13 protein-coding genes are annotated in these 13,690 nt (G+C 55.9%); 6 read left to right on the forward strand and 7 right to left on the reverse strand.

Annotation, left to right across the window (positions count from 1 at the left end; translation table 11 throughout):
- Positions 1 to 307: 307 nt before the first annotated feature.
- From H6G07_RS13550 to H6G07_RS13560, 3 genes are all read right to left on the reverse strand, one after another.
- Entirely contained in the window at positions 308 to 2,566 is a 2,259-nt protein-coding gene (locus tag H6G07_RS13550; RefSeq protein WP_073608694.1) for a transglycosylase domain-containing protein, read from the reverse strand.
- Between the two features lie 287 nt (positions 2,567 to 2,853).
- On the reverse strand, positions 2,854 to 3,699 hold the full coding sequence (locus H6G07_RS13555; RefSeq protein WP_073608695.1) for a CHAT domain-containing protein: 846 nt from the start codon (positions 3,697 to 3,699) through the stop codon (positions 2,854 to 2,856).
- A complete protein-coding gene (locus H6G07_RS13560; protein WP_073608696.1) occupies positions 3,696 to 4,709 on the reverse strand; it encodes a stage II sporulation protein M in 1,014 nt (337 codons plus the stop codon). Before H6G07_RS13560 ends, H6G07_RS13555 begins: the two co-directional genes overlap by 4 nt.
- Before the next feature lie 95 nt (positions 4,710 to 4,804).
- Here H6G07_RS13560 and H6G07_RS13565 point away from each other — a divergent pair, with 95 nt between their 5' ends.
- The 5 genes from H6G07_RS13565 (at position 4,805) to pdxH (ending at position 9,576) form a co-directional block, all read left to right on the forward strand.
- Positions 4,805 to 5,791, forward strand: a complete 987-nt coding sequence (locus H6G07_RS13565; protein ID WP_084173179.1) for a hypothetical protein — start codon at positions 4,805 to 4,807, stop codon at positions 5,789 to 5,791.
- 149 nt (positions 5,792 to 5,940) lie between these two features.
- Entirely contained in the window at positions 5,941 to 6,720 is a 780-nt protein-coding gene (locus tag H6G07_RS13570; protein WP_073608697.1) for an RDD family protein, read from the forward strand.
- Between the two features lie 208 nt (positions 6,721 to 6,928).
- Complete coding sequence (locus H6G07_RS13575; RefSeq protein ID WP_073608698.1) at positions 6,929 to 7,630, forward strand: zinc metallopeptidase; 702 nt, start codon at positions 6,929 to 6,931, stop codon at positions 7,628 to 7,630.
- A 354-nt stretch (positions 7,631 to 7,984) separates the two neighbouring features.
- Positions 7,985 to 8,905: a thylakoid membrane protein ThyD gene (gene thyD / locus H6G07_RS13580; protein ID WP_073608699.1), complete on the forward strand. Its 921-nt coding sequence runs from the start codon at positions 7,985 to 7,987 to the stop codon at positions 8,903 to 8,905.
- Between the two features lie 35 nt (positions 8,906 to 8,940).
- Entirely contained in the window at positions 8,941 to 9,576 is a 636-nt protein-coding gene (gene pdxH / locus H6G07_RS13585) for a pyridoxamine 5'-phosphate oxidase (protein ID WP_073608700.1), read from the forward strand.
- Here the strand turns inward: pdxH and H6G07_RS13590 are convergent.
- Both H6G07_RS13590 and H6G07_RS13595 read right to left on the reverse strand, forming a co-directional pair.
- The gene (locus H6G07_RS13590; protein ID WP_073608701.1) at positions 9,573 to 10,100 is read right to left on the reverse strand and encodes a Uma2 family endonuclease; all 528 of its coding nucleotides are present in this window, start codon (positions 10,098 to 10,100) and stop codon (positions 9,573 to 9,575) included. The two genes, pdxH and H6G07_RS13590, sit on opposite strands and share 4 nt — an antisense overlap.
- The gene (locus H6G07_RS13595) at positions 10,093 to 11,502 is read right to left on the reverse strand and encodes a TldD/PmbA family protein (protein ID WP_073608825.1); all 1,410 of its coding nucleotides are present in this window, start codon (positions 11,500 to 11,502) and stop codon (positions 10,093 to 10,095) included. The genes H6G07_RS13590 and H6G07_RS13595 overlap by 8 nt, the downstream gene beginning before the upstream one ends.
- Positions 11,503 to 11,585: 83 nt before the next feature.
- On the opposite strand from H6G07_RS13595, the gene H6G07_RS13600 reads away from it, so the two are divergent.
- Positions 11,586 to 12,167, forward strand: coding sequence for a DUF3611 family protein (locus tag H6G07_RS13600; protein WP_073608702.1), 582 nt, complete (start codon positions 11,586 to 11,588; stop codon positions 12,165 to 12,167).
- A 75-nt stretch (positions 12,168 to 12,242) separates the two neighbouring features.
- Here H6G07_RS13600 and fabG read toward each other — a convergent pair whose 3' ends face one another.
- Both fabG and H6G07_RS13610 read right to left on the reverse strand, forming a co-directional pair.
- A complete protein-coding gene (fabG, locus tag H6G07_RS13605; RefSeq protein WP_073608703.1) occupies positions 12,243 to 13,001 on the reverse strand; it encodes a 3-oxoacyl-[acyl-carrier-protein] reductase in 759 nt (252 codons plus the stop codon).
- Positions 13,002 to 13,089: 88 nt separating this feature from the next.
- Positions 13,090 to 13,662: a pilus assembly FimT family protein gene (locus H6G07_RS13610; RefSeq protein WP_139297045.1), complete on the reverse strand. Its 573-nt coding sequence runs from the start codon at positions 13,660 to 13,662 to the stop codon at positions 13,090 to 13,092.
- Between the last annotated feature and the right edge of the window lie 28 nt (positions 13,663 to 13,690).

Below are 13,690 nucleotides of genomic sequence, written 5' to 3' on the forward strand. Positions count from 1 at the left end.
TAAGACCACGAGAAACTGGGGGATCCCCTTACCTAGCTGAGTAGTCTCTAAATCTAGGTGAGTAGTCTCTGAACCTAGTGCAAGCTCTCTCCGAGCCTAGTCGAGTAGTTTCTAAACCTAGCTGAGTAGTCTCTGAGTTTAGTCGAGCAAGCTCTGAGCTTAATGCAAGCACTCTTTGAGCTTAGTCGAGTAGTCTCTGAACCTAGCTGAGTAGTCTCCGAGCTTAGTCGAGCAATCCCAAAGCCTAGTCGAGTAGCCTCTGGGCCTGGTCAAGTAATATTTGAGCTTACTGACCAACCAATAGCCGCTATTGCACCACCTGACGCATATAGTTGCCCCACACCGCCGCCGCCTGACCGCTGCTGCCCTGGGTAGAGGTGTTGTCGTCATTGCCCAGCCAGACGCCTGTAGTGAGGTCGCGGCCTGGCACAAAGCCTATAAACCAGAGGTCGCGGTTGTCGTCGGTGGTGCCGGTTTTGCCCGCTTCTCCCAGGCCCAAAAAGGCGCTGCGACCCGTGCCCCCCTGCACCACGCCCTGCATCAGCCCCGTCAGGGTGCTGGCAATGCTAGAGTCGATCGCTTGGCGATCGGCGTCTCCGGCCTGGCCAAACTCGTAGATGACGCGGCAGGTGTTAATGTCGTTGGGGTCAGTGCAGTCGCTGCTGTCAAGCACTCGCAATACGCCATGGGGTCGGTTCCACACGCCGTTGTTGCCCACGGCAGCAAAGGATCCGGTGATTTCCAGCGGGGTGACGACACTTTCGCCCAGGGTGAGACCCGGCGAGGCCACCAGCTCAGACTCGATGCCCAAGCGCTGGGCGACGTTAATGACGTTCCGCAGCCCTGCCTCCTGGGCAATGCGCAGCGCCACCACATTCTCAGAACGGGCCATACCGGCATACATATCCAGTGAACCCGAACCCGACCGGCAGCCCGCAAACCGCTGCCCGCTCCAGTTCATTGGTTCACAGGAGAACGATCGCCCTGGAGAAATGCCCTGTTCTAGGGCTGCCCCGTAGGCAAACAGCTTAAAGGTTGAGCCCGGCTGGCGCAGCGCCTGGGAGGCCCGATTGAACTGGCTTTGGGCAAAATCCACGCCACCCACCAGGGCGCGAATGGCTCCGGTACTGGTTTCAAGGGTGACCACGGCCCCTTGGGAATAGGCCAAGGCGGCTCCCTGGGTGGCGATATCCTGGCTGAGAGTTTCTTCTGCCGCCGATTGGAGATCTAGGTCAACGCTGGTTTCCACATAAAAGTTGCCCTCCCGCGCCAGGGAGGTGCCGAGTACGTTGTCGAGTTCTTCAAAGACATAGCTGTAGAAGTAGGGGGCGCGGGTGCTCTGGAGCTGGCGGGTGGCATCGGGGCTGATTTCAATGCGCGATCGCCGCGCCCGCCGCGCTTCTTCTTGGCTGACCATGCCCAGGGCCACCATGCGATCGAGGACGCGATCGCGGTAAGACACCGCCGCATCGTAGTTTTGCACCGGGTTAAAGGCGTTGGGGCCGGGCAAAATGCCCACCAGCGTCGCTGCCTCCGACAGGGTGAGATCGCTGGCGGGCTTGTCGAAATAAAATTGAGCGGCATCCTCAAAGCCGTAGAGGTTTTCGCCCAGATAAACGCGGTTGAGGTAGGTGAGCAGCAGATAGTTTTTGCTGTAAAACGTTTCTAGCTTAAGAGCCGTGATCGCCTCGCGAATTTTGCGTCCCGCCGAATCGTCAGTGCCCGTATACTCGCGGTAGACGCTGCGGGCTAGCTGCTGGGTAATCGTGCTGCCCCCCTGGCGAATCGACCCATCCTGCACGTTGATCAGCACCGCCCGCGCAATGCCGAGGGGGTCTACCCCCAGGTGCCAATAGAATCGTGTGTCTTCGGACGCGAGCAGAGCTTGGGGCAGGTAGGGCGAAAAGTCGCCCATGCGGCGCAGTTCTTGGTGGGTCTGGGTGTGCTGCTCGCGCAGGGGCACAGCGGCACCACCTTCTTCGCCATAGACGACCACCGGCCCCTGCACCGAGTCGGGCAGAGGCCGCATCGGAATTTTGGGCCACTCCACTCCCACAATCCAGGCACCTACGGCCAAAGAGAGGCCGGTGAAGCCATAGAGGGTGTAGCGGGCGGTTTTGACGTACCAGGGAGGTGGCTCGCTAAACCGCAGCTTAACGGCATCCTCCAGCTCTGGCGGGCCGAGGGTGTAGACATCGCCGTGGTTCATCACCACCTGGGTGAGCCGCTTTTTGCCCCGATAAATGCCGTTGGTGGAGTTGCGATCCTTCATCACGAAGGGCTGGCTGGGGCGGTTGGTGTCGCGGGTGAGGGTGGCATGCACCTGGCTGACGATGGGACTGGGGGCCACAATGTCGCACTGGGAAGTGCTGCGCCCCATGATGTAGTGCTCGCCCAGCAGCGGGTAGGTGGTGGGGTTGCCGTTGACGGTAACCTCTAGCTCGGCAGCGCGAGCCCCCGGCTTGACCGCCAGTTTGCCAAAGTCAACCTTAGCTTGCACGGCCTGAAAGGCCTGAGTAACGGTTTTGAGCAGGGTGCGAGGCGGGGATGGGGGTGAGGGCGACATGGCAAGTGGCAATAAGCCCAACCGAAATACTGCCCTATTGTAGTCATAACCTTCGCGATCGCTCTAGCAAATAGACCACTTTTAAGGATGGCCCCCAAGCCAGAGGATGCTTTTAGCCCAACCAGCCACTATTGTTTCAGGTGCTTGAGAATACAGTCACAATAATCTAGAGGCATGTAGGCACCCCCTTAAACATTGCTGTAGCTTGCTAAAAGTGTTGACACGTCGTTCTTGGCAAGCTGATTAAAGTTGGACGACCATATTGGTTTACTCCAGCGACACCCTAGTTAGAGTTCATAATTTCTTTCACCCGTATATTCACTAGCATAAGCAACTGTTTGTACCATTACGTGCCCGTCCATAACTTGACGCATAGCATCCCAAAGAGATTCAAGCGAAAGTTCTGCCTCGACTTCTACTTCTACATCGGGGAATGGTGAGATATTCACAATAGTGATTTTGTCAATTTTTATACCTAGAACTTGACGTAGTTCGTCAACATCGGGCTGGCGTTCAGCTCTGAAGCGATACAGACAGCTAGTCTTTTCCCCAAAGCACGTTGTAAATCTATTCCTAGGTCGCGACAAAAGAATGGGTGGATGCTCATCAGAATAGCTGAGTAACTGAATAGCATTACAGCCAAAATCAAAGGCTTCATCAATTGATCTTCCCGCACCAAGGGCATCATAAAACCCTACAGAAGACTCAAGAGCGGCCTTATCCGCGATTTCTTTTTCCATTCCAATAACGTACGGAATTCTCTTGGCAATTGCAGTTGCTTGAGCTTCTGAATAACAGGCGTTTAGAAGAACACACTCCAGATTTTCTCTGAAGAGATTGAATAGACCCTCAAGGGCTTCTGGAGAGATAGTAAGGGCTTCACCTATGGAGTTCTCTAATGCAAGACCTTCTGGCGATCCATGTCCACTAAAATGTAAGATGTGCGGCTGTTCATCCAGCAACGTACGTCGAAGGTCCTTCAGGCGTAACGCCCATGCCGACTTTACAGTGAATTGCTCCCAAAGCTTTGAGCGCCGTAAGCCCTCCTCGATTTCTCGAACTTCTTCATCAAGCCGCAAACGGCTCGTATTCTTTGGGTTGGCTGAGACGATGAGGATTTTGGTCTTTTTCATAGTGCAAAAGATTTTTGCCTTACTATGGGCCGCTGGGTGCGACAGTACTGCACTAGGGCAATGAAGATTACTGTTCCTACAACGTACTTAAACTCGTTAGGAATCCAGGTTTGAGGGGAGAAAAACCCCTCAATTAGCCCCGCCAGCACCAGCATGGGGATGATGCCATAGAGCAGTTGGGCAGCCTGTAGACCATACAATTTCAGTGCATCGATGCGGCGGTAGGGGCCGGGCAGCAGAATGCCTCGGGCCAGCAGCAGCCCACCTCCCCCAGCCATAAAAATAGCCGGTAGCTCCAGCGCCCCGTGGGGAAACACAAAGGCCCAGAGGTCGTAGGCCAGGTTGGCCTGGGCCACCAGCACGCCAACGCAGCCAATCATCAGCCCGTTGAACACCAGCATAAACACTGTAAACACTCCTGGTGGTGTGATCAGGGGTACCTCAGGCATAAACATTGTGACGCCCCCCACCAGCGCCCGCAGGGAAACCCCAATGTTGTTGATCATGATGCCGCTAGAGGCAACAGGCTCAATGCCCATGATCGAAACCGTCCACAATTCCTGACTGGTTTTGACCTCTTCGACAAACTCCTGGCCCAGCACCAGTGTCAAAAAAGCCGGGTCTTGCCAGGCAAACCACCAGCCCACCAGTCCACCGATCGCAAACATGCCCGTGGCCACGGCAATGTAAGCCCAACTCCGCTGCACTACCGCCGGAAAGCCGTAGCGGCAAAAATCCCAAAGCGCTTGCCATTCTTGTCGGCGAGAGCCCTGATAAATTTGGCTGTAGCTGCGGCTGGTGAGCCGCTGCAAATCTTTAATGACAGCCTGACCCACGCCGTGCCCCTTGGCCCGAGCCAAATCTGCCGAAACCGACCGATAGAGACTGGCCATTTGCCGCACCTCGACAGCAGAGAGCGACCTGAGCCCGCTTTTCTCGGCCTGGGTGAGCAGGGTTTCGAGCTGTCGCCAGCTGGCTTCTCGCCGGGCCATCCAACGCTGAATATTCATGAAGTAAAGCCAGAAAAACGGGCATTCTACAGAGAAGTGTAGGCTAACCTCGAAATGAACGCACACCGCTGTAATACCTCTAGGAGACAGAGCCGATGACCTCATCTGCACAGCAGGGCAGCCAGCTCGGCCCCCTCAATCCCGGTGACGTGGTGAGCGCTGCGCTGCGGCTCTACAAAGACCGATTCAAAACCTTTTGTCAGCTAGCAGCGATGGCTACCCTATGGCTTGTGGCTGGAATTTTCGGCATGGGTCTGGTCATTGCAATTCTGGCCGGCATCGGTGCTGGGGTTGGCGGTGAGGTAGGAGCTGTGATTGGTGGCTTAGTAGGAGCGCTGGTGGGATTTCTGCCGCTGCTCTATGGTTTTGCCAAGTACTATGCGCTCTCCGGCGTCATCGGCAGGCTGTCGTTTCGAGAGTTGATTAGCCAGCCCGAAACAGCTTTGGATGCCCGGCGTCAGGTGGCCCCTCGCTTAGGGCAGTTTTTGTTCCTGGGCTTCTTGCTGCTGCTGGCTTACATAGCCGCCTACTTGGGGGCAGCTATACTGGCGTTGATTGCCGGAGGTAGCATCGGTTTTTTGACGGCAGGCATTCTATCGGCGCTGATCAACGAAGCGGTCGGCAGTGTAATGGGCATTTTCTTAGGCGGGCTGATCGGTCTGGGAATTTTGCTCGTAGCGCTAATTTGGGTGGCCTCGCGGCTGTTTATCGCTGAGGTGGTGTTGGCCATCGAGCCTCAATCCGATGCTGGCGGCAGCATGAGCCGCAGTTGGGAGCTCACCAAGGACTCAATTGTGCGCATTCAGGTGGTGTTTCTGGCCACGTTTCTAATTCAGCTACCTATTTTGGCTGTAACTAACTACATCCCCAGCATTTTGCTAGAGCTGGTACCCGCCGATGACACGGTCTATGGCATTGCCGCTGTGCTCAGCCTGGTGCTGAGTCTGGTAGGCAGCCTGGTGGTGCTGCCCCTATGGCAAGCGGTTAAAGGCGTCCTCTACTACGATTTGCGCAGCCGCCGCGAGGGCCTAGATCTCGCCCTGCGCCACGATGACGGACTAGGTCTTGATGAGGGGATGTAAACGCGCAGCGGCTTCCCAACGGGTGAGGATGGGGAGTAAATGAATTCATGATTCAAAATTGAGAATTCAAAACTTTGAACTTTGAACTTTGAACTTTGAATTTACTTTCCTCACCCCCTACTCCCTCACCCCCCAACCCCCACTCCTCCATGCCCCTCTTCAACACCGTCACCATTCGCACCCCCGAGAGCATTGAACTAGAGTTTGTGCTGGCTGGGGTGGGCAGTCGGGCGGTGGCGCTCTCCCTCGACTACCTATGTTTAGGCACAGGACTGGTGGGGTTGACGGTGGTTTACAGTTTTTTGCTGGTGCGGCTGCTGGAGATAGATACGCTGCTGACGATTCCGAGCGAGACGGTGCAGTTGTGGATCACGGCGATCGCCGCCGTCTTGGCCTTTGCCCTCTACATCGGCTACTTTGCGCTGTTTGAAACCTGGTGGTACGGCCAAACCCCCGGCAAGCGCTACGCCAAAATTCGCGTCATTCGCGACGATGGCCAGCCCGAGCGATTGCCCCAGGCTACCCTGCGATCGCTGCTGCGCCCCATCGACGATATTCTCTTCATCGGCTTTTTTTGCGTGCTGCTGAGCAAAACCGAGAAGCGGGTCGGCGACTGGCTGGCTGGCACCCTGGTGGTGCAGGCCGACCCCGTGAGCAGTGGCGAAATTCAGGTGTCTGAGCGATCGCAGGCGATCGGCAAAGATTTGCTGGCCCTCATCGACATCACTCGTCTCTCGCCCGACGACTTTGCCACCGTGCGCGAGTTCCTGCAGCGGCGGCAGGCCATGAGCCCCAAGGCCAAAATCCTGGTCAGCGACCAGCTCGCTCGCCGCTTTAGAGACCAGCTGGCCATAGAAACTCTGCCCACCGAAATGACCACCGACACGTTTTTAGAAGCTCTCTATTCTGCTTACCAGCAAGGGAGATAAAGGGGTGGGAGTGGGGAGTGGGGAGTGGGGAGTCGGGTGTGAGGCATGGGAAATGTACCCGGCACCCATCCACTTCCTATTCCTAACTCACTCACTCCCTACTCTCCCAATTCTTAGAAGCACCTTAAAGCCTAGAGAATGCCTACAGCGTGGCTGCTATCATTCCCAAAATACAGTTCGTCAGTCATCCTTACCCCTGGGCCAGGTCATGTTTTTCGACCCCATCTACATCCTCCTGGTTGCTATCCCTACGGCCATTCTCACCTTTTGGGCACAGAACAAGGTTCAAGGCACCTATCGCAAGTATTCCCAAGTGCATTCCACCATGGGGATGACCGGTGCTCAGGTGGCCCAAACCATTTTGGTTAAAAAGGGTGTGCGCGACGTTAAAGTTGAGCCTATTGCGGGCGAACTCACCGATCACTACGACCCCCGAGCTAAGGCCGTCCGGCTTTCCCAGGGTATCTACGGATCGGGTTCTCTGTCAGCAGCGGCGGTGGCGGCCCACGAGTGCGGCCACGTGCTGCAAGATGTTGAGGGCTATAAATTTATGAACCTGCGGGCAGCCCTAGTGCCCGCAGTCAACCTAGGTTCTCGTCTGGGGCCGATGCTGATCTTTGTTGGTCTGTTTTTTAATCTCAGACTCTTTGGAGTAGATTATGGCCTTGCCTGGCTGGGAGTGATTTTCTTTGCCGCAGTGCTACTGTTTCACGTAGTTACCCTACCAGTAGAGTTTGATGCGTCGCGTCGTGCCCTGCGGTTGGTCGATGAGTTGGGCATTCTTCAGGGTGAAGAGAACAAAGGGGCGAGAGCCGTGCTCAGTGCTGCCGCCCTCACCTATGTAGCCACAGCGTTTACCGCGTTTCTCAATCTGCTGTATTACATCGTTTTGATCAATCGCCGCCGCTAGACGCGTACTGTTATGGCCGGGCCAATTCTCACCTAGAATGCACCCTGGTCATCGATCGCAACGATCCCAGCCGGTTTGAATGGACTTTAATAAAGCGTTGCGTCGAGACAAACAACGTGGCCCAGAGTGAATCGTCCTAGGCAGATGGTTTATCCTAGACCAAGCCCGCTTCGATGGCAGGGTCATGCAGCAACCACCCCCAAAGATGGTGCTGTCAGTCTGAACCTCAGGCGATTGGAGCCTGCTAGCTGTCCTGATTTTGGGCAGCGATTCCGGAACGGATCGCCTTGCGAATCGCCCGTTGGCGTCCTGAGCTAGCGGGTCAACCCTATCCTTACCCAAAATCAGGTGCCCATGAAAATTGCAATTACTGGAGCCACAGGTTTCGTCGGTAGCCGCCTGGTAGAACGGCTTCAGGCCGATGGCCATACGGTGGTGGTGCTCACCCGCAGCATCGACCATGGCCGCCGGGTATTCCCTCAAACTGCCTTCCCCAAGGTAGAAGTGGTGGGCTACAGCCCTTTAGAATCAGGCACCTGGCAGACAGACCTACTCTCGGGCTGTGATGGCGTGGTCAACCTGGCCGGGGCACCGATCTCAGAGCGCTGGAGCGATGAGCATAAGCAGGCCATTCTAGACAGTCGCAAGGTCGGCACTGAAAAGCTAGTCGAGGCCCTGGCTAAGGCCGACCCTAAACCCAGGGTGTGGGTAAACGCTTCGGCCATTGGCTACTACGGCACCAGCGAAAGCGCCACCTTCGACGAAACCAGCACCCCCATCGAAGATGACTTTCTCTCTCAAGTTTGTCAGGCTTGGGAAGGGGCAGCCCAGTCAGTTAAAGACCACGGCACCCGCCTGGTGATTCTGCGCTTTGGCATTGTGTTAGGCATGGGCGGGGCGGTGGCCAAAATGCTCACCCCCTTTCGCATGTTTGCCGGTGGGCCGATCGGTAGCGGTCGCCAGTGGTTTTCGTGGATTCACCGCGACGACCTGGTGAATCTGATCGTGCAGGCGCTCAACAACCCGCAGATGGAAGGCGTTTACAACGCTACCGCCCCCAACCCCGTGCGCATGGCCGAGTTTTGCAAAACCCTGGGCAAAGTTCTCAATCGCCCGTCTTGGTTGCCGGTGCCTGACTTTGTGCTCGAAACCATTTTGGGTGACGGAGCCCAGGTGGTGCTAGAAGGGCAGCAGGTCTTACCCAAGCGCACCCAAGCCACCGGGTTTACCTACCACTATGCCCAGGTCAAAGACGCCCTGGACGAGATTGTTTAAGTTAGAAATTCAAAATTCAAAACCCCAACCACGCCATGGATATTGGTGAACTGCGCCGTGACTACAGTCAGCGGGGATTAGACCTAGCGGATCTCAACCCCGACCCCTTTGCCCAGTTTGAGCTGTGGTTTCAGCAGGCCCGTGAGGCTGAGTTGTTAGAGCCCAACGCGCTGGTGCTGTCGACGGTGTCTCCAGCAGGGGCTCCCTATCAGCGCACGGTGCTACTCAAGTATTTCGATCGCGACGGCTTTGTCTTCTTCACCAACTATGGCAGCCGCAAGGCCCAGCACATGGCTGAGAATGCCCAGGTATCGATGCTGTTCCCGTGGTACTCGTTGGAGCGGCAGTTGGCGATCGCAGGCACCGCCAGCAAAATTTCGGCGGCAGAGTCGTTGCGCTACTTTTCGTCGCGCCCCCGTGGCAGTCAGTTAGGAGCCTGGGTATCGCAGCAGAGCAGCATTATCTCCTCGCGGCAGCTGTTAGAGATGCAGTTTGAGAAAATGAAGGAAAAATTTCTCAATCAGGAAGTCCCCCTGCCCATTTTTTGGGGGGGGTACCGGGTCAAGCCCACCAGCTTTGAGTTTTGGCAGGGGCGACCCAGCCGCCTCCACGACCGCTTTTTGTATAGCTGGAAGGATAGTGAGTGGGCGATCGCCCGCCTATCCCCCTAAACCAGCAGGCTAAAATCTACCCGCTCATAGATATCCATCATGGGCAGGCGGGCATCGGTAATTGACAGTTCTACCACAGAGTCGAGCCCGCTCTGGGTAGTCATGCCCCACAGGTGCTCCTCCGCCCGATAAAACTGCTCTACCCGAGCCTCGGTCTGGTGTACAAACAGGTAGGTTTGCAGATAAGGGATCGCCCGGCACTGACGAAACATGCCGCTGCGTTGGCCTTTGGCCAGTCTTTGACTATCGGGCAGCGTAGCGGCTTTTGAGTCATAGCCTGGGGTCGGCTCCGATAGGATTTCAAAGATGACGCAAGGGTTAAGCAGCTTATCGTCCTGACCATCGTGGAGCAGAGGTTCACCAGCTACCACCAACAGGTCGGGGTAAACCCCCTTACCCTGCTCTGGCAGCCAAACCTGCACCCCACGAGGCAAGACTTCATAGAGGCTTTTGCCACAGGTAACATCCATCAGGCGCATCAGATTGCGTAAAATGCGCCCCTGATTCACCGAACTGTCACTCATACTCAACTTCGGCCTCGCCCCCGATCACCACATTGCGAATGCGTAGGCTGGGGCCGCCACAGCCTACGGGTAGCCCGTTCTGCCCACCCTTGCCGCAGCCACCCGACTCATCCCAGTAAAAGTCGTCGCCGATCGCTTCAATATCAGCCAGGGTGCGAAACACATTGCCCGACAGGGTGACATCGCGCACTGGCTCCGCCAGTTTGCCGTTGCGAATCATCCAGGCTTCCCCGGCGGTAAAGGTAAACATTTCGCCATTGGTCATGCCCTCTAGCCAGTTGCGGGCATAGACGCCTTCTTTGATATCGGCAAACAGGTCGTCAACCGGGGTGGTGCCGCGCTCAATCCAGGTATTGGTCATGCGCACCAGGGGCGAATAGTGATAGTTGAGGCAGCGGGCGTTGCCCGTGGGCTGCTCACCCAGCTTGCCCGCCGTTTCACGGGAGTGCAGCCGCCCCACCAAAACGCCGTTCTCAATTAGCTGCGTGGTGGTGGCGGGGGTACCCTCGTCATCGTAAAAATAGCTACCTCGGTGGCCTTGGGGTGCAGCGCCATCAAAAATTTGCAGGCTGTCGGGGCCAAAGCGTCGGCCCAAACTCATCGACTCCAGCAGGTCGGGGTTCTCGTAGGCCATGTCAGCTTCCGATAGGTGACCAAACGCCTCGTGGACAAACAGCCCAGTCAGAATAGGATCAATCACCACATCGTAGGCTCCTCCCCGCACGGAGGGTAAGTCTAGAGCCGCAACCGCCCGTTGGGCGGCTCCCATCACCTGATCATCTAAGGTTTCTAAATCTTCGTAAGCCTTCCGCGAGCCAGTGGTTTCGCGCCCGGTCTGTACGGTGTCGCCGTCGCGGGCGGTGGCGGCAAAGCGCATTTCCATATCTGACCAGGCCTGATCGATCAAAGTGCCTTCGGAGGTGGCCAGCAGCACCCGCTGGGCCACATCGTTGTAGCGCACAGAGGTGGTGGCTATCCGATGGTCGATGCTTTGGAGCAGGTCAGCGTAGTGGTTGCAAAGGGCCTTTTTGCGGGCTAAGGAGATTTGGCGTGGGTTGGTGCCAGTAAGGGGCAATTGGCGAGTGATTTGTACGGGGTCTACGGGTGCCAGTAGGGTTTCGTCATGGCCGACTAGGCGGGCGGCAGCGACGGCGGCTTCTACACAAGGGGCCAAGCTCTCCAGGTCGTTAAAGCTAGCAAAGCCCCAGCCACCTCGGTAGCAGGCCCGCACGTGCCCACCGATCGCGATCGCCTCGCTCAGAGTTTCTGCCTGCCCACCCCGCAGAAAAATATCGGTGCCCTCCGACTGTTCTAGGCGAATGGCTAGGTAGTCTACGCGGGAACCCCAGCGATCGCACAACTCCTGTACCCGAGTCTTTGCCTGGTCAATCGCTTCCACCATATCCATGCCCCCAAGCCTTTCCCCAAATGTATCATTCAGAAGACCTTGCCCCCAGGCTAAAATCACAGGCTAAAATCACAGGTATGACTACAGACTTTGACTACACCTTACCGCCCGCCGTACGGCGGATTTCAGGCTCCTTCCGCGTGGTGGGCTGGATCAGCTTTTGGGTTCAGATCGTGCTAGCGGCAATTTCTAGCTTGGTGCTGATGTTTGCCCTGGTCAATCTGGGGGCGCGATCGGGAGGGACAGCAAATCCTGGCACTGGCGTAGGGCTGCTGTTTGCCGCCCTAGGGTTGGTAGCCGTCTATTTCAGCGCCTTTTGGGCCTTTCGCTACACCCAGCTAGGGCGACGGCTACGCAGCCGCGACATCGCCAAGCGCCCCAGCCCCAAAGACGCGCTTCAGGCTCTGCGGCTGGGCACCGTCGTCAGCATGGTCGGTATGTTAATCACCCTGTTTGGCAGCCAGGCGCTGATTGGCTCACTGCTGGGCAAGGCGCTGTCTCAACCCCAGGGCGGCACCGTGTTTACGCCAGGCAACATCAATCAATACGTTGAAGCCTTCGATATTTTTGTGGTGCAGGCCAACACCAACACGCTGCTGGCCCACTTTGTATCCCTGGCGGCCACCCTGTGGCTGCTGAGAACCGTAAATCGAGCTTAGGTGAGTTTTGAGTTTTGAATTGCTGCCCAAATTCAAAACTCAAAACTCAAAATTAAGCACTCAAAACTTTTGAATCTAAGCCATCACCATGCCGCCATCTACGTTAAATACTTGACCGGTAATGTAGGAGGCCGCCGGATCTGCGGCTAAAAATCGCACCATGCCTGCAATATCTTCAGGCTGGCCAAACCGCCCGAGAGGAATAAACTTGCGGATATCATCGGTGTTAGACAGGTCGTCAGTCATGTCGGTTTCGATAAAGCCAGGAGCCACGGCGTTAACGGTAATGCCTCGGCTGGCCAGCTCTTTGGCCACGGTTTTAGTAAACCCAATTACGCCAGCCTTGGCAGCGCTGTAGTTAGCCTGCCCCGGGTTGCCCATCTGGCCAGCCACCGAGGCAATGTTGATAATTCGCCCCGATCGCTGCTTTAGCATGATCTTAGCCACGGCCCGAGTACACAAAAATACCCCGGTCAGATTGAGGTCAATGACGGCCTGCCAGTCTTCGAGCTTCATGCGCAGCAGCAGGGTGTCGCGGGTAATGCCAGCGTTGTTGACCAAAATATCAACGCGGCCAAATTTCTCTAGGGTGCCGCTAATTAGCGCGTCTACCTGATCTGCCTGGGAGACATCAGCCTGGATGGCTAGGGCGCTGCCACCTGCCTCTGTAATTTGAGTGACCACCTCATCGGCGGCGGTGCTAGAGCGAGCATAGTTCACAACAACTTGAGCCCCTGATGCGGCTAGGGCGATCGCCACAGCCCGACCAATTCCCCGCGAAGCCCCTGTGACAACAGCAACCTGGCCCTCAAGGGATGGGGAAGATGCAACCATGGGATACCTCACTTAGCTCGCAAAACACGGCAAAACATGCCCATTGTTTTTATCACAAAATGAGTTCGGTTCGGTTGCCAGGGGAAAATTAATTAACGGCCACGCTAGGATTGTCGCACTGGGCATTTTTAGCAGTTTTAAGGCTTCCCAGCAGGCTAGCCACAATGACACACTGTTTAGCATTAGCATTTTCAGCATTGATGCTAATGACAAAAGGAAGAGCATCACTAGTAGGGGCAGTTGTTGTAGTGCTTCTCGCAACAGTTGGCATACCGCGATGATCAAAAACCACAGTGTCGAAGGTGGTATCTTGGACGCCGGTAGAACTTACGGAGTAGGTTCTTAGCCTGACGTTACTTGGGTTGTTATTATTTTCGCCTAAAACTTGAGCATTGCCATTGACAGCCAAAGTGGGCAAAGTGGCGGCATTATTGACTACTACTCGTACTGATAACCGTCGCTGAATGGCATCTTGCTGAGCATTTTTCAGGGTTTGAAGCAGATCGCTTTTAACCGCACTTACCCGTTGGCGATTAAGAAAGCCTTGCCAACTTGGGGCAGCGATAGCAGCCAGTACCGCCGCAATAACGATAACGACCAAAACCTCTATCAATGTAAACCCTGCGGCTTGGTTTTTTTTGTGGGAAGTTAAGCGTTTCATTTTGAACAACACCTGCAAGGAATTGAAT

Origin of the sequence: Phormidium tenue FACHB-1052 (genome assembly GCF_014696675.1) — a bacterium.
GTDB classification, from domain to species: Bacteria; Cyanobacteriota; Cyanobacteriia; order Phormidesmidales; family Phormidesmidaceae; genus Nodosilinea; species Nodosilinea tenuis_A.